General features: G+C 62.3%; 28 protein-coding genes. 12 read left to right on the forward strand and 16 right to left on the reverse strand.

From position 1 onward, the window contains the following. Positions 1 to 90 precede the first annotated feature (90 nt). From CWE17_RS03060 to CWE17_RS03075, 4 genes are all read left to right on the forward strand, one after another. Positions 91 to 1752 carry an NAD(P)H-quinone oxidoreductase subunit 4 gene (locus tag CWE17_RS03060; protein ID WP_131454905.1) on the forward strand — a complete coding sequence of 554 codons (1662 nt, stop codon included), beginning with the start codon at positions 91 to 93 and terminating at the stop codon, positions 1750 to 1752. 78 nt (positions 1753 to 1830) lie between these two features. After that, complete coding sequence (locus tag CWE17_RS03065; protein ID WP_131454906.1) at positions 1831 to 2220, forward strand: LapA family protein; 390 nt, start codon at positions 1831 to 1833, stop codon at positions 2218 to 2220. Between the two features lie 54 nt (positions 2221 to 2274). Continuing rightward, a complete protein-coding gene (locus CWE17_RS03070; RefSeq protein WP_131454907.1) occupies positions 2275 to 3177 on the forward strand; it encodes a segregation/condensation protein A in 903 nt (300 codons plus the stop codon). Positions 3178 to 3223: 46 nt separating this feature from the next. Further along, a complete protein-coding gene (locus tag CWE17_RS03075; RefSeq protein ID WP_131454908.1) occupies positions 3224 to 4402 on the forward strand; it encodes an NDP-sugar synthase in 1179 nt (392 codons plus the stop codon). Here CWE17_RS03075 and CWE17_RS03080 read toward each other — a convergent pair. Continuing rightward, the gene (locus CWE17_RS03080; RefSeq protein WP_131454909.1) at positions 4383 to 5279 is read right to left on the reverse strand and encodes a methylenetetrahydrofolate reductase; all 897 of its coding nucleotides are present in this window, start codon (positions 5277 to 5279) and stop codon (positions 4383 to 4385) included. The genes CWE17_RS03075 and CWE17_RS03080 overlap by 20 nt on opposite strands. Positions 5280 to 5367: 88 nt before the next feature. Between CWE17_RS03080 and CWE17_RS03085 the strand changes: the two genes are divergently transcribed. After that, complete coding sequence (locus CWE17_RS03085) at positions 5368 to 5646, forward strand: response regulator transcription factor (protein WP_131454910.1); 279 nt, start codon at positions 5368 to 5370, stop codon at positions 5644 to 5646. Positions 5647 to 5852: 206 nt separating this feature from the next. Here the strand turns inward: CWE17_RS03085 and CWE17_RS03095 are convergent, their stop codons facing one another. The 9 genes from CWE17_RS03095 to CWE17_RS03135 all read right to left on the reverse strand — a co-directional run bounded on the left by CWE17_RS03095 (position 5853) and on the right by CWE17_RS03135 (position 13612). Then, positions 5853 to 6368, reverse strand: a complete 516-nt coding sequence (locus tag CWE17_RS03095) for a CYTH domain-containing protein (protein WP_131454912.1) — start codon at positions 6366 to 6368, stop codon at positions 5853 to 5855. 24 nt (positions 6369 to 6392) lie between these two features. Further along, positions 6393 to 7346 carry an NAD(+) kinase gene (locus tag CWE17_RS03100; RefSeq protein ID WP_131454913.1) on the reverse strand — a complete coding sequence of 318 codons (954 nt, stop codon included), beginning with the start codon at positions 7344 to 7346 and terminating at the stop codon, positions 6393 to 6395. A gap of 18 nt (positions 7347 to 7364) precedes the next feature. Beyond that, positions 7365 to 7694, reverse strand: a complete 330-nt coding sequence (gene nuoK, locus CWE17_RS03105) for an NADH-quinone oxidoreductase subunit NuoK (RefSeq protein ID WP_131454914.1) — start codon at positions 7692 to 7694, stop codon at positions 7365 to 7367. A 48-nt stretch (positions 7695 to 7742) separates the two neighbouring features. Further along, positions 7743 to 8345 (reverse strand): NADH-quinone oxidoreductase subunit J, encoded by a 603-nt coding sequence (locus CWE17_RS03110; protein ID WP_131454915.1) that lies wholly within the window; start codon positions 8343 to 8345, stop codon positions 7743 to 7745. Then, positions 8342 to 8998, reverse strand: coding sequence for an NAD(P)H-quinone oxidoreductase subunit I (gene ndhI / locus CWE17_RS03115; protein ID WP_131454916.1), 657 nt, complete (start codon positions 8996 to 8998; stop codon positions 8342 to 8344). Before ndhI ends, CWE17_RS03110 begins: the two co-directional genes overlap by 4 nt. Positions 8999 to 9066: 68 nt before the next feature. Continuing rightward, positions 9067 to 10185, reverse strand: coding sequence for an NADH-quinone oxidoreductase subunit NuoH (gene nuoH, locus CWE17_RS03120; RefSeq protein ID WP_185190823.1), 1119 nt, complete (start codon positions 10183 to 10185; stop codon positions 9067 to 9069). Between the two features lie 60 nt (positions 10186 to 10245). Continuing rightward, positions 10246 to 11436 (reverse strand): citrate synthase, encoded by a 1191-nt coding sequence (locus CWE17_RS03125; protein WP_131454918.1) that lies wholly within the window; start codon positions 11434 to 11436, stop codon positions 10246 to 10248. A gap of 24 nt (positions 11437 to 11460) precedes the next feature. Continuing rightward, entirely contained in the window at positions 11461 to 11961 is a 501-nt protein-coding gene (locus CWE17_RS03130) for a histidine phosphatase family protein (RefSeq protein WP_131454919.1), read from the reverse strand. Continuing rightward, entirely contained in the window at positions 11939 to 13612 is a 1674-nt protein-coding gene (locus CWE17_RS03135; RefSeq protein ID WP_131454920.1) for a DUF3352 domain-containing protein, read from the reverse strand. Before CWE17_RS03135 ends, CWE17_RS03130 begins: the two co-directional genes overlap by 23 nt. 74 nt (positions 13613 to 13686) lie before the next feature. On the opposite strand from CWE17_RS03135, the gene CWE17_RS03140 reads away from it, so the two are divergent. Further along, positions 13687 to 14049: a rhodanese-like domain-containing protein gene (locus CWE17_RS03140; protein WP_131454921.1), complete on the forward strand. Its 363-nt coding sequence runs from the start codon at positions 13687 to 13689 to the stop codon at positions 14047 to 14049. Between the two features lie 96 nt (positions 14050 to 14145). Further along, on the forward strand, positions 14146 to 15144 hold the full coding sequence (locus tag CWE17_RS03145) for a heat-inducible transcriptional repressor HrcA (protein ID WP_131454922.1): 999 nt from the start codon (positions 14146 to 14148) through the stop codon (positions 15142 to 15144). 9 nt (positions 15145 to 15153) lie between these two features. Here CWE17_RS03145 and trpB read toward each other — a convergent pair whose 3' ends face one another. Further along, positions 15154 to 16410, reverse strand: a complete 1257-nt coding sequence (trpB, locus tag CWE17_RS03150) for a tryptophan synthase subunit beta (protein WP_131454923.1) — start codon at positions 16408 to 16410, stop codon at positions 15154 to 15156. A gap of 149 nt (positions 16411 to 16559) precedes the next feature. On the opposite strand from trpB, the gene CWE17_RS03155 reads away from it, so the two are divergent. Further along, positions 16560 to 16886, forward strand: a complete 327-nt coding sequence (locus CWE17_RS03155) for a translation initiation factor (RefSeq protein ID WP_131454924.1) — start codon at positions 16560 to 16562, stop codon at positions 16884 to 16886. 65 nt (positions 16887 to 16951) lie between these two features. After that, positions 16952 to 17599: an adenylyl-sulfate kinase gene (gene cysC / locus CWE17_RS03160; protein WP_131454925.1), complete on the forward strand. Its 648-nt coding sequence runs from the start codon at positions 16952 to 16954 to the stop codon at positions 17597 to 17599. Here the strand turns inward: cysC and CWE17_RS03165 are convergent. Continuing rightward, positions 17568 to 18629 (reverse strand): AI-2E family transporter, encoded by a 1062-nt coding sequence (locus CWE17_RS03165; RefSeq protein ID WP_131454926.1) that lies wholly within the window; start codon positions 18627 to 18629, stop codon positions 17568 to 17570. The genes cysC and CWE17_RS03165 overlap by 32 nt on opposite strands. Before the next feature lie 56 nt (positions 18630 to 18685). Further along, a complete protein-coding gene (gene purE, locus CWE17_RS03170; protein WP_240789222.1) occupies positions 18686 to 19219 on the reverse strand; it encodes a 5-(carboxyamino)imidazole ribonucleotide mutase in 534 nt (177 codons plus the stop codon). A 62-nt stretch (positions 19220 to 19281) separates the two neighbouring features. Here purE and CWE17_RS03175 point away from each other — a divergent pair, with 62 nt between their 5' ends. Together CWE17_RS03175 and bchM are read left to right on the forward strand one after the other, a co-directional pair. After that, on the forward strand, positions 19282 to 20436 hold the full coding sequence (locus CWE17_RS03175) for an N-acetylglucosamine-6-phosphate deacetylase (protein ID WP_131454927.1): 1155 nt from the start codon (positions 19282 to 19284) through the stop codon (positions 20434 to 20436). Between the two features lie 28 nt (positions 20437 to 20464). Continuing rightward, entirely contained in the window at positions 20465 to 21178 is a 714-nt protein-coding gene (gene bchM, locus CWE17_RS03180; RefSeq protein ID WP_131454928.1) for a magnesium protoporphyrin IX methyltransferase, read from the forward strand. A 2-nt stretch (positions 21179 to 21180) separates the two neighbouring features. Here bchM and CWE17_RS03185 read toward each other — a convergent pair whose 3' ends face one another. Genes CWE17_RS03185 through CWE17_RS03195 form a run of 3 tightly spaced genes read right to left on the reverse strand, consistent with a single transcriptional unit; the run spans position 21181 to position 23442 of the window. Beyond that, positions 21181 to 22137, reverse strand: coding sequence for an RNA pseudouridine synthase (locus CWE17_RS03185; RefSeq protein ID WP_240789223.1), 957 nt, complete (start codon positions 22135 to 22137; stop codon positions 21181 to 21183). Next, the gene (locus tag CWE17_RS03190; protein ID WP_240789224.1) at positions 22134 to 22886 is read right to left on the reverse strand and encodes a response regulator transcription factor; all 753 of its coding nucleotides are present in this window, start codon (positions 22884 to 22886) and stop codon (positions 22134 to 22136) included. Before CWE17_RS03190 ends, CWE17_RS03185 begins: the two co-directional genes overlap by 4 nt. A gap of 34 nt (positions 22887 to 22920) precedes the next feature. Further along, positions 22921 to 23442, reverse strand: a complete 522-nt coding sequence (locus CWE17_RS03195; protein ID WP_131454929.1) for a hypothetical protein — start codon at positions 23440 to 23442, stop codon at positions 22921 to 22923. Between the two features lie 25 nt (positions 23443 to 23467). On the opposite strand from CWE17_RS03195, the gene CWE17_RS03200 reads away from it, so the two are divergent. Continuing rightward, the gene (locus CWE17_RS03200) at positions 23468 to 24652 is read left to right on the forward strand and encodes a cysteine desulfurase family protein (RefSeq protein WP_131454930.1); all 1185 of its coding nucleotides are present in this window, start codon (positions 23468 to 23470) and stop codon (positions 24650 to 24652) included. Positions 24653 to 24658: the final 6 nt, after the last annotated feature.

Below are 24658 nucleotides of genomic sequence, written 5' to 3' on the forward strand. Positions count from 1 at the left end.
ACCGGCTCTGTGTGTGTCAACGCCTATCGAGTGGCTGCGCTTCTGCGCAGGATTTCTACACTCCAGCCAATGCTGTGAAAAGGCCGGGCCGTGTTGGAGTTTGCCGTCAGTCCCCCTTTTGACCCCACATCACCCCTCACGCCTGAATTGCTTGAGGCAGGGGTGCCCTGGCTGAGTCTCTCGATCTTGTTCCCAATCGTTGGAGCTCTGATCGTCCCCTTCATCCCTGATCAAGGGGAAGGGAAACAGGTGCGCTGGTTTGCTCTCGGCGTCGCCCTGATCACGTTTTTGATCACGGGAGCTGCCTACCTGAATGGCTACGACCCCAGCGTCAGTGGCCTGCAGCTCTCTGAACGGGTGAGCTGGCTACCTGATCTGGGCCTGACTTGGGCCGTAGGAGCCGACGGGCTTTCGATGCCCCTGATTCTGCTCACCAGCTTCATCACAGCGCTGGCCGTTCTTGCAGCCTGGCCTGTGACCTTCAAGCCGAAGCTCTTCTTTTTCCTGATTCTGGCCATGGACGGCGGACAGATCGCTGTCTTCGCCGTCCAAGACATGCTGCTCTTCTTCCTGGCTTGGGAACTGGAGCTCATTCCCGTTTACCTGTTACTGGCGATCTGGGGAGGCAAGAAGCGTCAATATGCAGCCACCAAATTCATCCTCTACACAGCGGGAAGCTCTCTGTTCATCCTGCTGGCAGCCCTGGCGATGGGCTTTTTCGGCGGAGGCACCCCCAACTTTGAATACAGCGTGCTGGCTCAGAAGGGCTTCGGGACAGGCTTTCAGCTGCTCTGCTACGCCGGTCTGTTGATCGCCTTCGGCGTGAAGCTCCCGATCGTGCCACTCCACACCTGGCTGCCGGATGCCCATGGCGAAGCCACAGCCCCTGTGCACATGCTGCTGGCAGGGATTCTGCTCAAGATGGGCGGCTATGCCCTCATGCGCTTCAACGCTGAGATGCTGCCCGAAGCCCATGCCCAATTCGCACCCCTTCTGGTGGTGCTCGGCGTGGTGAACATCATCTACGCCGCCTTGACCTCCTTTGCCCAGAGGAATCTCAAGCGCAAGATCGCCTACAGCTCAATCAGCCACATGGGTTTCGTGCTGATTGGCATTGGCAGCTTCAGTGCTTTAGGCACGAGCGGAGCCATGCTGCAGATGATCAGCCATGGACTGATCGGAGCCAGCCTCTTCTTCTTGGTGGGAGCCACCTATGACCGCACCCACACGCTCCAGCTCGATGAAATGGGAGGCGTGGGCCAGAAGATGCGCATCATGTTTGCGCTCTGGACCGTCTGCTCCCTCGCCTCTCTCGCCCTACCTGGCATGAGTGGTTTCGTGAGCGAACTGATGGTCTTCGCAGGATTCGCCACCGATGAGGCTTACAGCCTGACCTTCAGGATCGTGATTGATGGCCTGGCGGCTGTGGGCGTGATCCTCACCCCCATCTACCTGCTCTCCATGCTCCGCGAAATCTTTTTCGGCAAGGAGAACACTCAACTGGCCGCTAACACGAATCTGGTCGATGCCGAACCGCGGGAGGTTTACATCATTGGCTGTCTGCTGGTGCCGATCATCGGCATCGGCCTCTATCCACGGCTGATGACGGACAGCTACCGCAGTTCGATTGAAGCCCTGGTCAACAGAGACGTGGTGGCAATGGAACGGATCAAACAACCCACCGCCTCGATGCTGCGTAGCGTGTCCCTTGCACCAGCGCTTCTTCGAGCACCCACCCTGCCCGAGGCGTAACAATCTTCGTCTGTTCGCCAGGCGAGTGAAACAGCCGCCTCCATCACCCGTAATTTTCTGGGGTCTAGCCAGCGAGCCATGCGCCAGGTCAATTTCACCCTGATCTTTGCTTTTGGCTTGGCCATGGTGTTCTTCACCCTGGAGAACACAGCGGCCACCACCGTGCATCTGCTGCCGGGACTCCAGTACACACTGCCCCTGGCAGCCCTGCTGCTGGTGTTCGCGGGCATCGGGGCTGTGTCCGCGTGGTTCTTCGCCGCCTGGAGCGGGATGCTCAACAACGTGGAGCAGTTCAGCCGGGAGGGGGAGCTAGAGGCACAACAGGTCCGGATCAAGGATCTGGAAAGTGACCTCAATCGCTACCGAGCCACCGTGGAAACCCAGCTGGGCCTGCTTCCCGCGGCCGGAGGAACCGGGCCCGATCACAGCGCTGAGCCCAGTGATCATGTGGACGTGCAGGCCAGCTGAGGCCTGGCGTCTTGAACACCCACTCGATACGTTGTGGGCAGCGATGCAACATCCTTGTCGGAGGCCGGGCTAATCCGCAATCGAGAGGGTGGAGCTCGCCTGGCGATCCGCCTTCTCCAGGATGCGGCCCAACGGGGTGATCTAGACCCCTGGGATGTTGATGTGATCGCCGTGGTCGACGGCTTTCTTGACCAGCTCCGCCAACGGATCAGTGTGCCCAGGCAGATAGCCGAAACGCTGCGACAGCGAGGAGGAAGCTACGAACAGGACCTAGCGGACAGCAGCGAGGCCTTCCTGGCGGCAGCGGTGCTCGTGGGGCTGAAAGCCGAAGTCCTTGAAGCCCAGACCTTTCCCCCTGAACCTGTACTCGAGGACTGTTGCGACCCTGAATTCGGAGATCAGGGGTGGCTCAACCCTGACTTTGATCTACCGCGGCGCCCTGAGCGGCATCTGGAGCGACGGCCTGTTGCCCCACCGCCACTGCGCCGGCCGGTGACCTTAGGGGAGCTGATCGAGCAACTGGAGGCGATCGCCGAGCAGCTTGAATCCGATGAGCTGGAACTCAAGCGGCGTCAGCGCCAGAAGCGCTTCAGCCGAAGGGAAGCGATTGCCCAGGTGGCCGCCCTGGCCCATCGGGAAAAACTGCCAGAAACCACCGCAGCCCTGGGTGTGTTTCTGAACAGTTGGGACGCCGCTCTCCACTGGACCGACTTTGATGCGCTGGTCAGCCGATGGGGTGAAGTGGCTGCCCAGGACCTGGATACCGATCGAGTCGGTGTCTTCTGGGCTTTGCTGTTCCTCTCCTCCCAGGGCCAGGTGGAGCTGGAACAGGAGGGCCATCTGCATGCTCCTCTCAAGCTGAAACGCCTGTTAGCACCAGGGACGATGGCTCAGCTCCCCCTCACCAGCCTCGAGGTGCCAGCTGTCGTGCCGGCTGGAGCATCGTTGGTGGCCTGAGCGGCCCCTTATGTTGACCTATCCAAACTGAGGCCTTGAGACGTCGATGAAGGCGATGATCCTGGCGGCCGGCAAGGGGACGCGGGTCCAGCCGATCACGCACGTGATCCCCAAGCCGATGATTCCGATCCTGCAGAAGCCGGTCATGGAGTTTCTGCTGGAGCTTCTCAAGGAGCATGGCTTCAATGAGGTGATGGTGAATGTCTCCCACCTCGCTGAGGAGATCGAAAACTATTTCCGTGACGGCCAGCGCTTCGGTGTCGAGATTGCCTACAGCTTCGAGGGTCGAATCGAAGACGGTGAGCTGATCGGTGATGCCCTCGGATCAGCCGGCGGACTCAAGAAGATCCAGGACTTCCAGACCTTTTTCGATGACACCTTTGTGGTGCTCTGCGGCGATGCCCTGATCGATCTTGATCTCAGTGAGGCCGTGCGTCGTCACCGGGAGAAGGGTGCGATCGCCAGCCTGGTCACCAAACGGGTTCCACGGGATCAGGTGAGCAGCTACGGCGTCGTGGTGACCGACGAGCAAGACCGCATCAGTGCCTTCCAGGAGAAGCCGCGCGTCGAGGAGGCGCTGAGCGACACAATCAATACCGGCATCTACATCTTCGAACCGGCCATCTTCGAACACATCCCTTCCGGGCAACCCTTCGATATCGGCTCGGATCTCTTCCCGAAGCTGGTGGAACTTGGTTCACCTTTCTACGCCTTGCCCATGGACTTCGAATGGGTCGACATCGGCAAGGTGCCCGATTACTGGCAAGCCATTCGCAGTGTTCTCCAGGGCGACGTGCGCCAGGTGGGCATTCCAGGCAAGGAAGTTCGCCCCGGCGTCTATGCCGGCCTCAACGTGGCTGCCAACTGGGACAAGATCAATGTGCAAGGCCCGGTCTATGTGGGTGGCATGACCAAGATCGAAGACGGCGCCACGATTCTCGGGCCCTCGATGATCGGTCCCAGCTGTCACATCTGCGAAGGGGCCGTGATCGACAACTCGATCATCTTTGATTATTCCCGGATCGGACAGGGGGTTCAGCTGGTCGAGAAGCTCGTGTTCGGCCGCTACTGCGTTGGCAAAAACGGCGACCACTTCGACCTGCAGGAAGCAGCCCTTGACTGGTTAATCACCGATGCCAGACGGCAGGACCTGGTGGAACCCTCTCCGCAGCAGAAGGCCATGGCAGAGCTCTTGGGCACGGATCTCACCCCGGCAGCGAGCTAATCCCAGCGCATTCAAGAATCTCCGGGATTCGCTGCTCTGCCTTGACGGCCATCAGATGGACCCCCTGGGCGATGCCCAGGTAGCGGTGCACCTGCTCTGCGGCGATCTTGACCCCCTCAGCAGCGGGATCCTGGGCCTGAGCAAGCCGTTCGATCAAGGACTCGGGGATGCAGGCCCCAGGCACCATGCGATTGATGAATTGGGCATTCCGGGCGGATTTGAGCAGGAAGACACCAGCAAGAACCGGCAACTCCAGGGGATCCGCCAGCTCACGGCAAAAGCGTTCCAGCGCCTCTGGATCCATCACCATCTGGGTCTGAACAAATGCTGCTCCTGCCATCCGCTTCCGTTCCAGGCGACGGGCGAGACCACTCCAACTGGCTGAATGGGGATCAGCCGCGGCTCCTGCAAACAAAGCGGTGGGGCCATCGGCAAGGGCACCCTCGACAGGATCTTCACCGCGGTTGAACGCTGAAACCTGCTGCAACAAGCGCACCGCTTCCAACTCATTCACAGGGCGGGCAGCGGACTGATCCCCGGCCCGAACGGGATCCCCCGTCAGGCAGAGAAGATTGCGGATCCCCAGGGCATGGGCACCGAGAAGATCCGCCTGCAGAGCGATGCGATTGCGATCACGACAGGCGATCTGCAGTACTGGCTCATGCCCCGCATCCAACAGCAAGCGACAGAGCGCCAGGCTGCTCATCCGCATCACAGCCCGACTGCCATCCGTGACGTTGATGGCATGGACACGATCACGGAGCCGCTCGGCCATGGCCAGGGCATGGCTGGGATCCCCACCTCGAGGAGGCATCACCTCCGCCGTGAGAGCAGGACCACCTCCTTGAGCCAGGATGCGCTGCAGCGCGCTCGTCAAATCCGATCACCATTCACCGGGCCACTATGGGGGATCAAGCACCCTGCCCGCACCTAGGATGGAATGAACGGCGTGGGAAACGGTCACCATGGCCAACGGCAGCGTTCCCGATCCCCTGACGATCGATCTATCGACCAGGGAAGTCGAAATCGTGGAGCTTGTCGCCGAGGGACTGACCAATCAAGAGATCGCAGAGCGACTCACGATCAGCAAGCGCACCGTGGACAATCACGTCAGCAATGTCTTCACCAAGACCGGCGCCAAGAACAGAGTGGCCCTACTGAACTGGGCAATGGATCATGGCAAGATCTGCCGCGATGGCTTCAACTGCTGCTCCCTGTCGGACGGCGAGCCCGGCGCGACCTGAGCGGAGATCCGATCGCTCTGGGAATCGACAGCAAGGAACAGCTGGCCAAAGAGAGCTCAAACAGGGCCGCGTAGTCCTCGCAGGCCTCCCTGCTCACGCCCATGAAACGGAGGATGCCATCGCTGTCGTAAAGGCCATACATGGCGACCCCCCAGAAGATCCCGTTGCTGAGTGAACCGACGAAGCCGGAGACCCATCAGCAGAATCTAAAGCAAATCGAAAGACTCTTTCCACTCCCGGGGCCAACGGGACAAGGGGCAATGGGCTAAGGCGGCATTGCTCCAGCGGTCATCACCCGTAATTTCGCGCCCACACCACTCCGGCACCCGGATCGGCACATCGGCTGCGGGAAGCTCCACCTCAGCCAGCACTAAAGGAGCGTTGTCAGCCTCAAACACATCCACCACCCAGTCACCGCCTGGACAATCGAGGCTGAAGCGGGTCTTGGTGAGCCGCTGGGGGGCGAGCTGCCAGAGCGCCTCTCCGTCCTCCACCGGAATGTCGTATTCGAATTCATGACGGGCGAAACCTGCCGCCGGTGCCTTCAGCGTCAGCCAGGCCCTGTCGGCAAGCCCTGGTTGCTCCCCCCTGAGCCGCAGGCGAACGGTGAAACCCTCCCGGGAACCAGCGAGATAGCCCTGACGCAGGGGCTGAGGCGGACCAGCGAGGGTTCGCCAGCCCTCAGCAGTCACCAAAAAACGCCGTTCAATCTCCAGAGCCATGACCGTGAATCGATAGGGGCCTCGTCAGTTGGGGGACGGAGCGCTGTCCACCAAACTGCCGGCCCAGTGAAGCTTGTAGGCCAGGGTGCGGTAGTAGGAGGGGCGCTGCTCCAGCTGCACCATCAAGGCATGGTGGGGAGCCCGCTGAATCACGCAGCACTCACCAGGTTCCAGCACCGTGCCACTGGCACCGTCCTTCCAGAGCTTCACCTGACGGCTTCCATCACCCAGGGGCCAGATCACAAGCCTGGAACGCGGTGGCACCACGACGGGGCGACTCGAAAGGCTCATGGGGCAAATCGGGCTGACGATGATGGCATCGATGCCGGGATGAAGGATTGGCCCTCCCGTCGCCATCGCGTAGCCAGTGGAGCCGGTCGGGGTGGCCAGGATCAGACCATCGCCGCGGATCTGATCGACCACCTCCCCATCGATCTCCAGTTCGAGGGTGCAGGTGGGAGCGATTTCATCGCGATAGGGGCGGAGATACAGATCGTTCAGCGCCCAGTGAACCTCTGGCGAATCACCACCATTGGACTGATCACGCCCGGATGACGTGCCCACGGGGCAATTGAGATCAGGGCGACGATTGATCGTGGCCTGCAGCATCATGCGACGCTCCATGGCAAAACGATCTTCCAGAAGCCGCTGCCAGAGCTCCTGACCACCCAGCAGGCTGGCCTCGTGGGTGAGGAAGCCGAGATGACCGCCCACGTTGAAGCAGAGGATCGGCACATTCAGCACCGCCAGGTGGCGGGCTGCACCCAACACAGTGCCGTCACCACCAAGCACCACGGCTAAATCCGGCAGCTCAGGCTCGGACGCCAGCAAACCCGGAAATGGATCTGCACTCAGACCACTCATGGCCAGGCTGACCTTGGCCCCCAGTGACTCCAGGTCAGCGGCACACTTGCGTGCTTCACGCAAGGCAATGGGGCTATCAGCCCGATAGATCAACCAGACCCGATCGAGGCGCATGAAACAGTGGCGCCGGGGTCACCAGCGCAGAAGGTTGAAACGTTCCATATCCACTGTGACCCTGTTCCGATAAAGCGACAGCAAGATCGCCAGACCGACGGCAGCTTCCGCCGCTGCCACCGTGATCACAAACACCGCAAACACCTGACCGCGAATCAGATCGCCATCCACATAGGACGAGAAGGCCATCAGGTTGATGTTGACTGCGTTGAGCATCAGCTCAATGCTCATCAGCACCCGAACGGCATTGCGGCTATTGATCAGGCCCCAAACACCAGTGCAGAACAGAACAGCTGCCAGCAGCAGAAAGGCCTCGAGGGGAACGGAACCGCTGAGCAGATCAGACATGGGAGGGAGTAAGAAAAAACGGTGCGACCGGAACAGTGATCAACGCAATCAGGAGGGGCCCTGATCGACCAGAAGTGGTGTCCGCGCCTTTTCGATCAGGCCTTGATCGGCCTCCTCGCCCGTGCCGAGATCCGTGGCCTGAACATCCCGACGTGCGAGCACAATCGCTCCAATCATCGCCATGAGAAGGAGAACGGAGGCGAGCTCAAAGGGCAGTAAATAGTCGGTGAAGAGATGCTCACCGATCCGCTCAGTGGCTGCTTCGCCAATGGCCGCCGGGCCAGGAGTTGCCCATGGGGTGGTGACCACCACACGAACCAGCAAGGCAAAAAGGCCGGCACAGACCCCACCTGAGAGCAGGCGCCGCGTTGACAACCCTGGAACTGGAGCGAGGTCTTCCCGTTTGTTCACGAGCATGATCGCGAACAGGATCAGCACGTTCACAGCACCCACGTAAACAAGCACCTGGGCTGCCGCCACAAAGCTTGCATTGAGAAGGAGATAGAGGCCGGCGACCGCCAGAAACACCCCGCCGAGCAGAAACGCGGAGTACACGATGTTGCTCAGCAACACCACACCGAGGGCGCCAAGCACCACCACGGCCCCAAGAACAACAAAGCAAATCAGCTGGGTGGATGCCGCGATCGTCATTCGGCGCTCTCCTCCTTCGCGGGGGCAGACCCTGAGGATTCTCCCCCATCCCCTGCTCCTGAACCAGGATTGCTGGAGAGAGAAGCCAGGATCTGCTCAGGGAGCTGACCGGCTCGGGGTTGATCGGCAGGCACTCCGTGGGGATCCATGGCACCGGCAGGGAGATACCCCAGCTCTCGCAGGGGCTGAACGGAAGGATCGGTGGTGACGCTGGTGGGCAGGCGTCCGAGGGCCACGTTGTCGAAATTCAGGCTGTGACGATCAAAAGCGGCGAGCTCGTACTCCTCCGTCATCGACAGGCAGTTGGTGGGGCAGTACTCCACGCAGTTGCCACAGAAAATGCAAACCCCGAAATCGATCGAGTAGTTGCGCAGCTCTTTCTTCTTGGTCTCCTTGTTCATCACCCAGTCAACAACTGGGAGATTGATCGGACAGACCCGCACACACACCTCACAGGCGATGCACTTATCGAACTCGTAATGGATGCGGCCGCGGTAACGCTCCGACGGGATCAATTTCTCGTAGGGGTACTGGACCGTGACCGGTCTCCGCTTCATGTGGTCAAAAGTGACCGCCAAGCCCTGGGTGAGATTGCGGGCTGCATCCACCGCATCCCGGGTGTACTCGCCAACCTGCTTGAGAAATCCGAACATGGCCAGGGTGCCGTCAGAGGGTCATGATGCCGCGTCCAGCGGCGTGTTGTCTGGGGTGAGAGAACGGCTCAACCACCGAAAGCGACGGGGAACGCCAGCTTGAGAGCAGCCGTGACCAGGAGATTCACCAGGGAAAGTGGGAGCAGGAACTTCCAGCCCAGGTCGAGCAGCTGGTCAATGCGCACCCGCGGAGTGGTCCAGCGCAGGAGAATGGCCAGGAACACAAGCAGATAGGCCTTGAGCACGGTCATGACGATGCCCACCGTGCCGGTGATCACTTGGACCAAAGGAGCATCAACCGACTGGCCGAGCCAGCCAGCCAGCCATTCGACCGGAATCGGGAAACCCCAACCACCCAGGTAGAGCACCGAAACCAACAGGGCCGAGAGCACCAGATTGATGTAGCTGCCCAGATAGAAGAGGGCAAATTTCATGCCCGCATATTCGGTCTGGTAGCCGGCCACCAGCTCTTCTTCGGCCTCCGGAAGGTCGAAGGGAAGACGCTCGCATTCCGCAAGGGCACAGATCCAGAAGATCAGAAAGCCAACGGGCTGACGCCAAACATTCCAGCTCAGAAGACCAGCTCCTGTCTGCTGGTCAACAATGTCGATGGTGCTGAGTGAGTTGCTCATCATCACCACCGCCAACACCGCCAGGGCGAGGGGAATCTCGTAGCTAATCGACTGAGCAGCGGCCCTCAGACCACCAAGCAGGGAATATTTGTTGTTGGACGCGTAGCCGCTCATCAGCAAACCGATCGGCTGCACGCTGCTCAAGGAGATCCAGAGAAAGATGCCGATGCCCACATTGCTGATCAGCAGGTTCTGACCAAAGGGCACGATCAACCAAGAGAGAATGACCGGAACCACCACCAGCACAGGGCCAAGGGTGAAAAGCAGCCCATCGGCTCGGGCGGGAATGATGTCTTCCTTGACGAGAAGCTTCAGACCATCAGCAAGGGGCTGAAGCACGCCGAGGGCTCCGGCGTACTCAGGACCGATCCGTTGCTGGACGGCGGCGGAGATCTTGCGCTCGAGCCACACGGTCACCAGCACGCCCACCACTGCAGCCACCAACACCAGCAGCATCGGCAGCGGCAACCAGAGCAGATGGGCGGCCTGCGGAGACAGGCCCAGCCCCTGGAGTGTCTGACTGAAGCTGACCTCCAGATCCAGGCCCGGGCTCACCAGGGCCGGCGCAGTGGTGGCGAGAGGGATCACCATGTTCATGGGTGAGATGCCAGCAACTTAGGCGCCCGCAGCCGGAACACGACCTTCAGCGGGAAGCCACTGGCGCAGCGGCTGGCCCGTATAGATCTGCGAGGGACGGAAAATCCTGTTGGCGCCAAGCTGCTCGCGCCAGTGAGCGAGCCAACCGGCCACGCGGGCAATCGCAAAGACCGGCGTGAACAGATCGCGAGGAATCCCAAGCTTGCGGTAGACGAGCCCGGAATAGAAATCGACATTCGGATAAATCCCCTTGGGGCCGAGACGGCTCTCTGCAGCCGCCTCCAGCGCACGCGCCACGTTGTAGAGCTCATCGTGACCGAATCGCGCAAACATCTCCTCCGCCAGCCCTTGAAGGATCACAGCGCGGGGATCCTTGACCCGGTATTCGCGGTGTCCAAATCCCATCACCTTGCGCTTCTTGGCAATGGCCGCGTCGAGATAGGTCGCCGCCTGATCGGGCGTTCCGATCTCCTCGAGCATGGCGAGCACATCTTCGTTCGCTCCCCCATGGAGGGGACCGGCCAGTGTGCCGACGGCCGAGGCCACCACGGCATAGGGGTCAGTGAGAGTGCTGGCCGTCACCCGAGCGCTGAAGGTGCTGGCGTTGAGGCTGTGCTCGGCGTGGAGCATCAGGCAGCGGTCAAAGATCCGTGCTGCAAGCGGGTCCGGCTCCCGTTCAGTGAGCATGTAGAGAAAGTTCGCCGAGTAAGCGAGGTCATCCCGGGGCTGGATCGGATCCTGGCCCTTCCGGATGAGCTGGAAGGCGGCCACCATCGTGGGAATCTTGGCGATCAGACGCACCACCGCGTCGTAGATGTATTGCGGGTCATCGATGGCCCGACGTGAATAAAACAACCCCAGAGAGGCGGCACTGCTCTGCAGCGCATCCATCGGGTGGCCACTGGCGGGGAAGCACTTCATCATGTCGCGCACACGGAAGCTGACGCGCCGGTGCATCTGCACCTCTTCCTCGAAGTCGCGCAACTGCTGAGTGGTTGGCAACTCTCCCCAGATCAGGAGGTAGGTGGTTTCCAAGAACGTGCTCTTCACCGCCAACTCCTCGAGGGCGTATCCCCGATAGGAGAGGCGACCGCGCTGACCATCGATATCGCAGATGGCCGACTGGGTGGCAGGCACACCCTCCAGGCCTGGACGGAACACGATGCCCGTCTTGTCGTGACGGATCTCCTCAGCCTGGTTGTGTGCCACCTCCACTCCGCTGCTGAAGGCAACCTAAACCGAGCGGGGGAGAAGAAACCGTGGCCTCAGTAACGCCTCCAGCTGGGCTCCGGACCTGGCGTCAGCCAGCCCCGCCGGGATATGGAGATGGCAGAACCCGGCCTTACGCAAGCGAATGCTTTGATCTGGAGCACCGAGAAGCCTTGCTGCAAAGGCACTGAGATCAGGCTCATGACCAACGAGGAGGCAGCGGCCCTCCAGGCTTGGCAGCAGGGCATCGCAATCACCTCCAGGCATCAATCTCGACTCCAGCTGCAGCTCTGAAGCGAGACCAACCTGAAGAGCCAGCTCCGCTGTCTCCCGGGCCCGTCGAAAAGGGCTGCTGAGCAGGCGATCAGCAGTGAAACCCAGACTTCGCAGTCTGCGCACCACCGCCAGGGTGCGCAGACGCCCTGACGGGGTCAGGGCCCGTTCAGGATCATCCCGACCCGCAACGCGCTCCTCGGCAATGCCGTGACGGAGGAGGAATAGATCAAGCGAAGCTGAGCCGGGCACGGAAGCGCAGGGTGTCGCTGGCTTCAGCCTGATCAGTTGCCGCTGGAATGTCAGCGGAAACAGCCTCTCCTGCGGAAACAGCCTCTCCTGCAGAAACAGCCTCTCCTGCGGAAACAGCCATGGCCATGCCATGAACAGCCGGCAACAGGGAGCGACCGGCCACGGCCTGAAGAAGCGTCCAGGGGCGCCACTGCTGCAGTTGCTCCCGAGCCCCCTGCTCAGCTAGGGCAAGTTGCTGCAACGAGGCCCCGGCGGCGGCAAGCGCCTCCAACTGATCGAGGCGTGGTTCAAGGGCTTTCTGATCTCTCCGCTGATGCAGAGCCTCGAGAGCGTTGCTCCACCACGCGACTCCGGCTTCCGACTCCAGGGCGACGGCGAGCTGGGCCTCGAGTGCCTCTTTGCCATGGCTGCGCTGCCGCTGAAGTTGCGTCCAGACGTTCAGGGATGCGGACTCACCAGGCAGGTTTGAACGAACCAGTCCCTTCTGCTTCAGCTGCGCATCCACGGCCTGATCATCGGGGCGACCATCGCGACTGCCTAGAAGCCAGCCATCGTTCAGATGCTCCCAGAGCAATGGGCCCTCATCGAGTTCGGCAATCACCTCCAGTGCGGGGGAACCGATCCGCTCCAGACGGCTGCGGAGGATGGGGCCCAGCCATTGGTCCAGAGGATCACTGACGTCGCTTTTGAGTAACTGGGCTGGTTTCTCCAGCAACGCCAAGGCATCCGCAGGCCCCCCTGAGGCCCTCAGCAGGGGAGCCGAAAGCTCCGCTGCCCCGAAACGCCGGATGACTGACGAGCGGAAACGCAAACGGCCCTCCAACTGCAAATCGGCACGCTCGGGAACCAAGGCCGCCACCAGGCCCTCAAGATCCTTTCGCTGGGACAGTGCCGCAGGGAAACCAAGCCAGGTTTCCATGGCCGCCGGACTGGCCGTCAACAAGGCGACACCATGGCCCAGCTGCCGCAGCTGTCGGCTGAGCTCCTGATCACCGAGCTGATGGAGTTCATCAAGCTGGGATCCATCAAGGGCCTGCTCCAGCACCCCACGACCTGAGGCCAGAAGGAGCAGGTCATCGTCAATCAGTGCCGTGGCCAGGGGCTGTGGATCACGTCCCAGCAAGGCCCCGCGACCGCTGATCACGCCAATACCTCGGTAACGGCTGATCTGGAGATCCGTGCCAGCCAGGCTGCGGGTCTGCCAAAAGCGCTGCAGAAAGCGCCGGGCACCATCGTCATCGCGGCTGGCCAGGGCCAGCACCCATCCCATCGCCCCTTCAGCACCAGCCGGTTCCAGCAGCGCCAGGCTCACCTGAGGGCCGAGCCAATCCGCCAATTCAGAGGTGTAATCAAGTCCTGCCAAGGCGAAGGCGCCATCACGAAGCTGCTCCATCCCCTCGCGAGCGGATCGCCGCTGGCGTGTAGGGGCCACCGCTTGGGCATAGGCCGGAAGCCGCCCCGGATCCACCAACCAATGCAGGCTCAGGGCCGACTGCCTGGGCACAAAGCGCGCCGCTCGAGGCAGCTCAAGGGGCTGCTCGGCCAAGCGCAGCGGACTCTGCTGCACCATCGACCACCACAAGGCTGCAGCGGCTCCCAACAGGAGCACAACCGCAAGGACAACAGCGAGCAGAAAAGAGCGGGCCTTCATGGGCCGGCAACGGGGCACCTCCCGTCATCTTTATCCATCCAGCGTCCGATGCCAGGGGCTTGCAGAATCAAACAATGAGCAACGACATCGAAACCGGGGCTCCGAAGCCCCTCACGGCCAGCGATCTCCATCACTGGCTCCAGGAGGCCTCACCCCCCCTACTGGTGGATGTGCGGGAACACAGCGAACTGGCCATCGCCCCCTTCCCAAGTCCGGTGCTCCATCTGCCCCTGAGCGAATCAGAGCAATGGATGGCGGAGCTCGAGACCAAGCTCGCAGGAGTGGAGGCCCTTGTGGTGATCTGCCATGCCGGCGTCCGCAGCTGGCACTTCGGCTGCTGGCTTCTGTCCAGAGATCCCCACCGCTCCGTCTGGAACCTGAGCGGTGGGATCGATGCCTGGAGTGTGACCGTGGACCCGAGGGTCCCTCGATACTGATCACCCCTGGCTGCTCCCTCCTGCTGAGGGGTTCATGACAGAACCGGCGGGGTGACCGCTCAGCCCCCGTACGATCGCAACGTTGAGCAAGAACCCTTGGAGACCCTCCCCAACCGACAACAGGAGGTTCTCCGGGCGACGGTCCATCACTACGTCGATACGATCGAGCCGGTCGGCAGCAGGACGCTCGTTCAGCGCTTCGGACTCAAAGCCAGCTCAGCCACGGTTCGCTCAGCGATGGGAGCACTAGAGCAGCGCGGGCTCCTGACACAGCCGCACACCTCGGCGGGCCGCGTGCCCAGCCCCAGTGGCTATCGCCATTACGTGGACTGCTTACTGCCGAAACCCGGTGTCGCGGCGCAGCATCTCGAACAGGAGCTCACCCAGCTGAGCCTCCGCTGGGCAGCCCTCGATGATCTGCTTCTTCAGATGGCACGTCGGCTGACCGACTTCACCGGCCTGATGAGCCTGATCACGAGACCGACGCGAGCGGAGCCAACCCTTCAGGCGGTGCGACTGGTGCGCAGCGGAGACAGGTTGCTGGTGATGCTGGTGGAAAACAGCAATCAAGCGAGCCACCTCAACCTGCGTCTCCCCCATGGAGCAGCCGATCAACTGGAGGCGATGGAGCACTGGACCAGCCATCAGCTGGAACAGCACGGTGACGGCAGCCTGGATTGGAACAGCTTGCCGCTTCAACTCCAACCCTGCGGACGAGCCCTGCAGGACGCCATCAACAGCCATCAACGCCTGCGACGCCCTGCAGCAAGTGGCGCCCTTGTGCATGGGGTCTCTCGTCTGATCGCCCAACCGGAATTCAACGACAGCAGCCTGGTGCGTCCGCTGCTCGAATTAATCGACCAACGACCGGCAGCCGTCGTGCCTGGCGATCATCAAGCTCCCCAGGGGGTCTGGATCGGGCACGAACATCCGGAGGCGGCCCTCCAATCTTTCTCGGTGGTTCAAGCCAGCTATCGGACTGGAGCCGACGGGATAGGCCAGGTGGCGCTAGTGGGCCCGATGCGTATGGCCTATGCGACCGCCAGAGCTGCAGCCCGTTCGGTCGCCAGAGCCTTAGAACGCTTGCTCAGCTGAGGGCAGGCCTCAGCCTCCCAGGGCTTTGCCCAGCTTTTCGGCCACCGTATTCACATCCTTATCGCCGCGGCCGCTGCAGTTGAGCACCACTTCCGTTCCATCCGGCAAGGTCGGGCAGAGCTGTTCCAACCAGGCGAAGGCATGGGCGGTTTCCAGCGCAGGGATGATGCCCTCGAGCTGACTGACCAGCTGCAGCGCCGTCAGGGCCTCCGCATCGGTGACAGCACCGTATTCAGCACGCCCGATCTCGCGCAGGTAGCTGTGCTCGGGGCCCACACCGGGGTAATCGAGACCGGCGCTGATGGAGTGGGCTTCCTGCACCTGCCCCTCGCTGTCCTGCAGCAGCAGGCTCATGGCCCCGTGCAGCACACCCACCCGTCCTTCGGTGATGGTGGCCGCATGCCGCCCTGTGGCCACGCCATCACCAGCAGCCTCCACACCAACCAAGCGCACGCCTTTGTCCTGAACAAAGGGGTGGAACAGCCCCATGGCATTCGAGCCGCCACCCACACAAGCCACCAGAACATCTGGCAAGCGACCGAAGGCCTCATGACATTGGCGCTTGGCTTCCTCGCCAATCACGGCGTGGAAATCGCGCACCAACATTGGGTAAGGGTGGGGTCCAGCCACCGAACCGAGGATGTAATGGGTGCTCTCCACGTTGGTGACCCAATCTCGAATGGCTTCGCTGGTGGCGTCCTTAAGCGTTGCGGTACCAGCCGTCACCGGTTGCACGGTTGCGCCGAGGAGCCGCATGCGGAACACATTGAGCGCCTGACGTCGCATGTCTTCAGCACCCATATAGACAACGCACTCCAGGCCGAAACGGGCACAAACCGTTGCCGTTGCCACCCCGTGCTGACCGGCACCCGTCTCTGCGATCACCCGTTTTTTGCCCATACGCAGCGCTAGCAGGGCTTGGCCCAAAGCGTTGTTGATCTTGTGAGCACCGGTGTGATTCAGGTCTTCCCGCTTGAGCCAAATCCTGGGACCACCATCGGCGCGGCGGTAATGGGCCGTCAGCCGTTCGGCCTCATACAACGGAGTCGCCCGCCCCACGTAATTGCGTAACAGCCGGTCTAATTCGGCAGTGAACGCCGGATCCCTCCAGGCCTCAGCAGCGGCGGCCTCCAGTTCCGCCAGAGCCGGCATCAACGTTTCAGGCACGTACTGACCGCCATACCGCCCGAAGCGTCCGCGATCGGTGGGCCTAGCGCTGACGGCCAGATCCGCATCGGTGGGCTGAGAAGGCAGAGTGCTGGTCACAGAGCAACCGACCGCGTCTGCGGCCGCTGAAGCGTGGGATCAGCGTAAGCAGGCGGACACACGATGCCGCGAGTCGCCGAAAGACGGCTCGCTCGACGGCTCACTGTCTGGCGCGGAAACGGCAGGATGGATGAGATCGCGGAATCGCAATGCCGAAGGGTGGCTGGCAGGAATTCAGCAGCACCGAGAGCCTTCAACGCCCCACCGGCCCAACGGCCGCACCGACCCCGAAGGCTGAGCAGATGGTGCGGGTGCAGCCCACCCGCGGCGGTCGGGGCGGCAAAACCGTCACGGTGATTCGTGGTCTTGAACTGGATGCCACCGGCTTCAAGGCTCTGCTCAAAAAACTCAAGGGCCGGATCGGCAGTGGCGGCACAGCGAAAGATGGCGTGGTGGAACTACAGGGGGATCAGGTGGACGTGGTCCTCGAGCTGCTCAGCCAAGAGGGTTACCGGCCGAAACGCGCCGGCGGCTGACGCCGCTGAGGGAGCACTAACGGGCTGATGGAGAATGGCGAGCCAACCGGATCTGCCTGCCGCCCATGTCTGCCTCGCCTACCTATGGCCAGCTCACCAACCAGGGCGCATCCACCAACATCGCTTGGCACCACGCCTCCGTGGATCGAGCAGCCCGTGCCGAACAGCGCGGACATCGCAGTGCAATCCTCTGGTTCACCGGTCTGAGCGGTGCCGGGAAGAGCACCTTGGCCAATGCGGTGAATCAGGCCCTGTTCGAACGGGGGCTGGCCACCTACGTGCTGGATGGTGACAACATCCGCCATGGCCTCTGCAAGGACCTCGGCTTTTCTGATGCGGACCGCGAGGAGAACATCCGCCGCATTGGCGAAGTGGCCAAGTTGTTCCTCGATGCGGGTGTGGTGGTGCTCACCGCCTTCGTTTCACCCTTCCGGGCCGATCGCGACAAGGCCCGCGCCCTGGTGGAGGACGGCGACTTCATTGAAATCTTCTGCGCCGCCGATCTGACGATCTGCGAGCAGCGGGACACCAAAGGGTTGTATGCCAAGGCCCGTGCTGGAGAAATCAAGGAATTCACAGGCATTTCCAGCCCCTATGAGGCGCCCGAACAGCCAGAGCTGAAGGTCGACACCGGCAGCAGCGACCTGGAGGCCTGCGTCGAGCAGGTGGTGACTCATCTGATCAGCCTGGGCGTGATTCCGGCGAAGTCCTGAGCCCCACCCAGGCATCGAGAAGAGTCTTGAAGCAGCTGGCCACTGGAACGGCCAGCAGCAGCCCCAGCAATTCACCCAGCCCCAGCAGATCGCCAGCTCTGGCACCCAACGGCAGGGCGATCAGCAACCAGGCGGGCTGCAAACCAACGATGCTTCCCATCAGACGGGGTTGGATGACCTGATCCACGATCTGACCGACACCGATAGCCGCGGCCAGGATCTCCAAACCGGTGCGGGGGTCCTGCACCGCCAGTAGTGCACTCACGGCAACGATGGTGAGGGCGCTGGCATAGGGAATCAGGGTCGTCAGGCCAATCAAAACGGCAAAGAGCACGCCGTAGGGAATGGACAGCAACGTGAAGACAAGGATCTGCCCGGCACTGAGGATGAGTGCCAGCAGCACCTGGCCGCCGAAATAACCACGAAAGGTGCGCGTGATCGTGCTAATCACCAGGGCACGCCACTGCTCAGGCAACCAGCGAGCGAGCCCGGCGGTGATCGCATCGCCCCCAAGCAGAAAGAACACGGCCAGCACCAGAACGATCACCGTGTTGATCGTGGTGCCGAGCGTCGCCCCGAGAATTCCCAGCAAGCGCTGACTGAACTGACTCGCAACCCGACTGACACGCGTCAGCAGATCGCTGCTCAGATCACCGAACTCACTGGGCAACCCACGCGAGGCGGCCCAATCCTGCAAACCGCTGATCCAGGCTTCCGCCTGCACCAACCAGCTGGGCAGGGCATTGATCAGCTGCGCCAGCTGATCAATCAACCTGGGAACCAGGGTGACCCCAGCGAGACCAAGGGCTCCGACGGTGACCAGGGTGACCAGCAGGATCGCCAACCATCGGGGCAGACCGCGGCGACTGAGCCAGCGACAGGGAATATCCAGCAGAAAGGCAATCAGAGCCGACGTGAGAAACAGCCCCGGAAATGGCGCCAGAGGCAGCAGTAACTGCCTCAGAACGTAGAGATTGAGGGTCAGCAGCGGCAGAGCAAGACCCCATCGCAACCAGCTCGGCCAAGCCATGAGAGAACGCACCTGCGGCCATTGTGTGGGGATCGGCCAAGCGCTGACTGCTTGAGTCAGCGGCCCGCCATCCCTTCCAGGTATCGGCTCGATCCGATCGCCTGAAGCCGGGCATCCTTGCCGGTGACCATGTCGTGCAGTTCCTGGCGATAGGTGGCCAGTCGCTCCGCCAGGGCTTCGTCGGCGGTGGCAAGAATTTGAGCCGCTAACAAGCCGGCGTTGAGCCCCCCTCCGATCGCCACCGTGGCCACCGGAATCCCTCCTGGCATCTGCACGATCGAATGCAAGGAATCCACCCCGGAGAGCGCCCGGCTCTGCACCGGCACGCCGATCACAGGGAGGGTTGTGAGCGCGGCGACCATCCCGGGCAGATGGGCCGCACCACCAGCACCGGCCACGATCACCTTGAGGCCATGGTCTCGAGCCTGCTGCGCGAACGTCACCATCTCCAAAGGTGTGCGATGGGCGGAGAGCACACGCACCTCAACCGCCACTCCCAACTGCTCCAACGCCTCAACGGCTGGCTGCAGGGTGGGCAGATCGGAATCACTACCCATGATCACCGCCACCTGGGGTGCGACTGAAGGCATGGTGCTGGCGCAAGAAAGCGAGACTGTCATCGTCCCGCACGAACCGCTGGCAGTCACCTGGCATGGATCGGATCACCAACGTGCGTTTGCCTCAGCGACCGGGCCGTGATGACCGGCCTGGCCTGTGGTGGCTTGAGTTAGATGACGACAGGCTCATCCTCGACCTTGGCCGAATGCCGGAACGAGGCGCCATGGAGGGCCAGAACTGGCGAGGCGACTGGCTGAGTCCGATGGGGATCGACCTTCAGATCAACGGCGGACTTGGCCTGGCATTCCCAGAACTCACCGAGAAAGACCTTCCCAGACTGCTCCAATTACTGGATCAGCTCTGGTTGGACGGGGTGGAAGCGATTGCTCCGACCCTGGTGACCTGTGGCATTGAACCGCTACGCGAGGCCCTATCGGTGCTTCGGACGGCGAGGAACGAGGAACACCCCAACCGCTGCAGGCTTCTGGGAGCCCATCTCGAAGGCCCCTTCCTGGCCGAGGCGCGCCGAGGCGCCCATCCCCTTGAGCATCTCTGCAAGCCCAGCCTGGAGGCCCTTGAACGCAGGATCAAAGGCTTCGAGCATGAGATCGCCTTGGTCACCCTGGCCCCGGAGCTCAAGGGAGCGGAGCCGGTCATCGAGCGGCTCCGCTCCCTTGGCATCACCGTGGCGCTGGGGCATAGCGCCGCCAACGCCAAGGAGGCGACGGCGGCCTATGCGCTTGGGGTCGGGATGCTGACCCACAGTTTCAATGCCATGCCAGGACTGCATCACCGTGCGCCGGGCCCCCTGGGTGCGGCCTGTCGTCAGGGCGGCATTGCTCTGGGGCTGATCGCCGACGGGGTGCATGTGGACCCGACGATGACCGTGCTTCTGCAACGGCTTGCCGGAGATCAGCTGGTGCTGGTGAGCGATGCCCTGGCGCCCTATGGCCTCGCCGATGGCCAGCATCGATGGGATGAACGGGTGCTGCTGGTGGAGAACGGCACCTGCCGGCTCGAAGACGGCACCCTGGCTGGCGTCACCCTCCCCCTGCTGGAAGGGGCCCGCAGACTCGCCCGCTGGAGCGGAGATCCCGATGGGGCGATCTGGGCCGCAACCCGTGCTCCCCGCGAGGTCCTGGAAGCACCGGAAGCGTGGGACACGCTTCTGCTTCATCACCCCCTCCAGGCTTGTCTGCGCTGGAGCCTGCAGGGGGATGGGGACCTGCACTGGCAACACGCTGCTTAGGATCCCGCCGACCCATCCACTCCTCCCCATGGCTCCCGTGCAACGCCTGAATGACACCCAGGCCGAGAAGCAGGAGGTGAAGGGCTACTTCGAAACCACAGGCTTTGATCGCTGGAACCGCATCTACAGCGAATCGGACGATGTGAACAAGGTGCAGCGCAACATCCGCATCGGTCACCAGAAAACCGTCGACGAGGTGCTCAGCTGGATCCAAGAGAGCGGAGACCTGCAGGACGAGAGCTTCTGCGATGCCGGCTGTGGGGTGGGCAGCCTCAGCTTGCCTCTGGCAGCACTGGGGGCGGGCTCGATCAGCGCTAGTGACATCTCCGAGGCGATGGCCAAGGAAGCAGAACGCCGCGCTCGCGAAGCCGGGCTCGACATGGGAAGGCTTCAGTTCAGTGCGAGTGATCTAGAAAGCATCAGCGGCTCCTTTCACACCGTCTGCTGCCTGGATGTCTTCATCCATTACCCGCAGCCTGCTGCAGAAGAGATGGTGAAACACCTCTGCGGCCTCGCCGAGCAGCGGTTAATCGTGAGCTTTGCGCCCTACACGCCCCTGCTGGCGCTACTCAAAGGGATTGGCCAACTGTTTCCAGGCCCCAGCAAAACCACCCGCGCGTACACCCTCAAAGAGGACGGCATCGTGCGCGCAGCTGCGGCCTGCGGCTTCCAACCCGTGCGCCGGAGTCTCAACAAGGCACCGTTCTATTTCTCAAGGCTGATCGAGTTCCGCAGAGCCTGAGCTCACACCCAGGCGGTAGGTGCTTCAAAGGCCAGCACGCCCAAAGCGCTCGCCAACTCAAGCTTCCAGGCGTGCAAGAAGTAACCGCCATCACCAGGTGTGGCATCAGCGGAGATCCGCCGTTCCAGGCGATAGAGCGGATCTCCCAGCAGCGGACTCCCGATCTGAGCCAGATGGATGCGGATCTGATGAGGTCGCCCCGTGCTGATCGTGACCTCGAGCAGATCTCCTTTGGCCTGGCGATCGAGCAAGCGCAGCTGGGAGTGGGCCGAGAGCCGCTTGCGGACCGGCTCATCCACCCAAGGGAGCGGCCCCCAAATCCAGCCCAAGAGCGGATGCTCACGCTCCACTACGTCGGTATCAACCTCCAGGGTCTGGCCCAACTCAAGACCTTCCACCCGTCGGGCCCAAGCCTGGTAAGTCTTGCGGCAGCTGCCTTCGGGCCTGAATTGCCTGGAGAGCGCTGCCCGTGTGGCGGGTTCACGGGCACAGACCTGCAAGCCCGAGGTGAATCGCCCCAGTCGGTGCACTGGCTTGGGCACCAGGGCCTCTCCCCGTTCCCGGCTGCGTTGCACCAGCTGATGGCTGAGGGTGTGGAGCAGGAAGCCTCCACCTGGCATCACCGGAAGCCCCGAGGGTTTATTGATCACCAGCAGATCACCGTTGTCATGGATGGTGTTCCACTGTTCGGGGACAGCGGGCTCGCGCCAAGGCGGCCGCCGCCACTCAATCCGGTCTCCGTTGGCGACCACTGCATCAGCCCAAAGCACCTGGCCATTGAGGCTGAGCTCCCCAAGCTGGAGGCGCTCCAGCCAAAGCGAAACAGGCGAATGGCGATAGCGAGCCGAGAGCACTGCGCTGAGAAGCTGCCCGGACTGATCAACACCAACCCGGTCGCGATAGATCCAGCCTTGATTCAGGGCCGCCTCCCGCCAGCCGACCGGCGCGGGTCTGATCAATCGACCAGGCGATGCTGCAAAGCGAAGCGGACCAGCTCCGTGCGACTGGAAGTGCCGGTTTTGATAAACAGCCGGCTGACGTATTTCTCGACGTTGCGGATCGAGGTTTCCAGCTGACGGGCAATCTCCTTGTTCATGAGCCCTTCGGCCACGAGCTGCAGCACGCTGGCCTCCCGCGGGGTGAAGCTCAGCTCCGGAGCCTCGGCCGCCGCTGCGGCATCGGCAGCAGAGCCGGTGAGCATCGAGCGGATCTCGTTGATCTGACGGGCCATCTGGCCCACATCCGCATCGGCGAACCGCGCCGCTTCAGTCAGCAGGCGATCCTGACGGCGCACCACATTGCGAACCCGCGCAACGAGCTCATCGGGGTCGAAGGGCTTGGGAATGTAATCGTCAACGCCGGCCAAGTATCCCTGGGTGCGATCCGCCGTCATGCCCTTGGCGGTGAGGAAAATCACGGGTGTGCCCCCTAGGCGTTCGTCCTCCCGCATGCGACGCAGCAGGCCGTAGCCATCACAGCGGGGCATCATCACGTCGCTGATCACGAGATCGGGGAGCAGCTGCTGGGCCTTGCTGAAGCCCTCCTCACCATCCACTGCCGTGGTCACGTCGAACCCCTCGTCCTCCAGGTAGGCCTGCACAGCAGTGCGCAAACCCGGCTCATCGTCCACCAACAGCAGACGTGGGACCGGCTGGTCGACATCAGCCGCCGGTGCTGGGTCCTGATCGGCTGGACGGGAAGTCGTCATGGCCCGGGATCGATCTGGCGGAAATCTAGAAGCGTCAGGGCGATGGGACACGCAGGGTCTCGATCGTCTCGACCAGGAGGCCGCTATAGCCAAGCTCCCGAGCCTTGGTCGACAACGTGGCAGGGTCCTGACCCGCCTGGGAAGGTACACAGGCCGCCCACCACACCAAATGGTTCTCCCGATTAGCGGCTGTGATCGGGCCGCCGGGATTGAGCCTGCGGATGTAGATCGCGTCCTTGTCACGGGTCACCCTCAACGGGGATGTCCTGCCGCAGTTCACCGATTCGGTAGGAACCACGAGATTGTCGGGATATTCCTTCCAGAGCTTGTAGCGACGCAGATCCGGATCACTGGCATCGCCCTTGATGGCGTAGATCGCCAGGGTGTAGGTGCCACCACCAATCGATTGGGTTTCGAGGACGGTCATGTCGGATGGCCGCATGCGCTTCATCTGCTCCAGCAGCTCCTCCCGCTCGATCGCGCGTGCTGGCAGGGTGGTGATCGCCGCAAGTGATGCGGTCAAGCCCAGACTGAGGACGCTGAGGAAGGCACGCATTCAAAGCAGGAGCAAACGTCTCACCATGCTGCCAAGCCCAACGAGAAGCCAGCCGATTTGTCTCGACCACCAGGCCACCACACCCTGCGCATCGGAGGTGGTGGAAGCGATGGCTCCCTGGTGGACAGAACAATGGGGCAATCCCTCGAGTCGGCAGCACCGGCTCGGCCTCACAGCCTCTGCGGCTGTGGCAGAAGCCCGCGATCGACTCGCTCGGATACTCGCTGTAGAGAGCGAGCGGGTGATCTTCACCAGTGGTGCCACGGAAGCCAACAACCTCGCTCTCCTGGGTCATGCCCGGGGCAGGGCGCGCCAACGGGGCGGCCCTGGGCATCTGATCAGCGTGTGCACAGAGCACCATGCGGTGCTGGATCCCTTGCAGCAGCTCACAGAGGAGGGCTTCCGGCTCACCCTGCTCCAGCCAGGTCCTGATGGGCTGGTGTCTCCGGAAGAGCTGAAAGCGGCAATCCGCGATGACACCCTGCTGGTGAGTGTGATGGCGGCCAACAACGAGATCGGCGTGCTCCAACCTCTCGCTGACCTGTCACGCCTTTGTCGGGAGCATGGCATCAGCCTGCACAGCGATGCGGCCCAGGCTTTCGGAAACCTGCCCTTCGAACCGGATGCGCTCGGCGTCGACCTGGTCAGCCTGAGCGCCCACAAGATCTATGGCCCCAAAGGGATTGGGGCCCTGGTGCTGCGGCCTGAGCTAGCGATCCAACCCCTGATGTTTGGCGGTGGCCAAGAACGGGGGCTACGCCCTGGCACCCTTCCTGTGCCACTCATCGTTGGCTTCGCACGGGCGGCGGAACTAGCGATCAGCGATCGATCGGAACGGAGACAGCGGCTCCGGCTTCTTCGCGATCGGCTTTGGAGAGGTCTGCAAGCAGCGGTGCCTGACCTGCTCTGCAATGGCTCGATGGAGCACCGGCTGGATCACAACCTGAACATCACGATCCCTGGCGTGAGCGGGAGCCGCCTCCATCAGGAACTGCGTCGCCTGGTCACCTGCAGCAGCGGCTCGGCCTGCAGCCGGGGCACCCCATCCCACGTCCTGCTGGCCTTAGGACGCAGCCGCAAGGAGGCGGAGGCCTCCCTGCGCCTCAGCCTCGGACGCCAGACCAGCAGCGAAGACATCGATCGAGCGATCGCCGCCATCAGCACAGTCACCCAGACATTGCGCTCAAGCTCGGGTATCGGAAACCCCTGAAAAAAT

Source organism: Synechococcus sp. BS56D, assembly GCF_004332405.1.
In the GTDB taxonomy this organism is placed as follows: Bacteria; Cyanobacteriota; Cyanobacteriia; order PCC-6307; family Cyanobiaceae; genus Synechococcus_C.